The organism is Streptomyces sp. NPDC005574, from assembly GCF_040605435.1.
GTDB lineage: Bacteria > Actinomycetota > Actinomycetes > Streptomycetales > Streptomycetaceae > Streptomyces.
Window position 1 is genome coordinate 1 of record NZ_JBEXCW010000364.1, and the last position, 1,006, is coordinate 1,006.

General features: G+C 67.9%; 1 protein-coding gene and 1 pseudogene. One reads left to right on the forward strand and one right to left on the reverse strand.

Annotated features, from left to right (window positions below; genetic code table 11):
- A pseudogene (locus ABZT03_RS44765) lies at window positions 1–150 on the reverse strand (translation initiation factor IF-3); the annotation flags it as partial.
- A 378-nt stretch (window positions 151–528) separates the two neighbouring features.
- Here ABZT03_RS44765 and ABZT03_RS44770 point away from each other — a divergent pair.
- Window positions 529–897 carry a DUF1844 domain-containing protein gene (locus ABZT03_RS44770; RefSeq protein ID WP_356050114.1) on the forward strand — a complete coding sequence of 123 codons (369 nt, stop codon included), beginning with the start codon at window positions 529–531 and terminating at the stop codon, window positions 895–897.
- Window positions 898–1,006 lie beyond the last annotated feature (109 nt).

The following is a 1,006-nucleotide window of genomic DNA, read 5'->3' on the forward strand; positions in this document are numbered from 1 at the left end:
TCGTACTCCTGTGCAAGCTCCAGGGCCTTAGCGAGCGGGACGATGCCCACCTGCTCGCCGCTGGGACCGACAAGTCGCACCTCGGGAACGCGAATCCGGTCGTTGATGCGGGGCTCGGCGCTGATGGATCCTCCTCGGATAGCACCACACGGCGGTCTGGCGGACAGCCGCGTATGTCACTGTGACGTAGACCTGACCGGACCGAAGCACAAAAAATGCCCCGACCGGTCACAGCGGGGCTCCAAAACACTACCGGAGCACCGCCGCGGTGACCGCGGGGCGCACATTCGGGCGACTCCATCGTCCGTACGGAACGATGGGGGCCGCCTGACCGGGTGACCCGCCGCCCCGGAGGACGGTCAGGTGGGAGACTGGAGCCTCCACTTGTGGGCCGGGCACTTCGACATATGTCTCAGACGTCCGGCCGGTCGTTACACAAGGTTAGCAGTTCACCGACGCGTGCGCTAATCCGGTGTCCCCCGCCTCCTGCTGTCAAGGGGACGCGCTCCGGGCCCTATCGTGTCCTGCATGAGTGACACCTCCCCCTCGGGCAGCCCCGAGTCGCCCGGCTTCGACGACATGACCCGTGACATCGCCGAGGTCCCCGCCGTCGAGGTGATCGTGACGGTCGCCGTCAACCTGATGAGCGCCGCCGCCGTGAAGCTCGGCCTGACCGAGGAGGGCGACAAGTACAAGGACCTGGACGAGGCCCGCAAGCTGGTGCACGCCCTCGCCGGTCTGCTCGACGCGAGCGCCACCGAGATCAGCTCCTTCCACGCCTCCCCGCTGCGCGACGGCCTGAAGTCCCTGCAGCTCGCCTTCCGCGAGGCGTCCCTGGTCCGGGACGAGCCGGGCCAGGGACCGGGCGAGAAGTACACCGGCCCGATCTACGGCTAGTGCCGTGACCGGAAAGGTCTGCCGGGAAGCTCGCGGCGTCCGGTGCGGTGCATCGCAAGGCGGAGCATCGCCCGCGTACTGGATGTACTCGGGTGATGCGACAACGCGG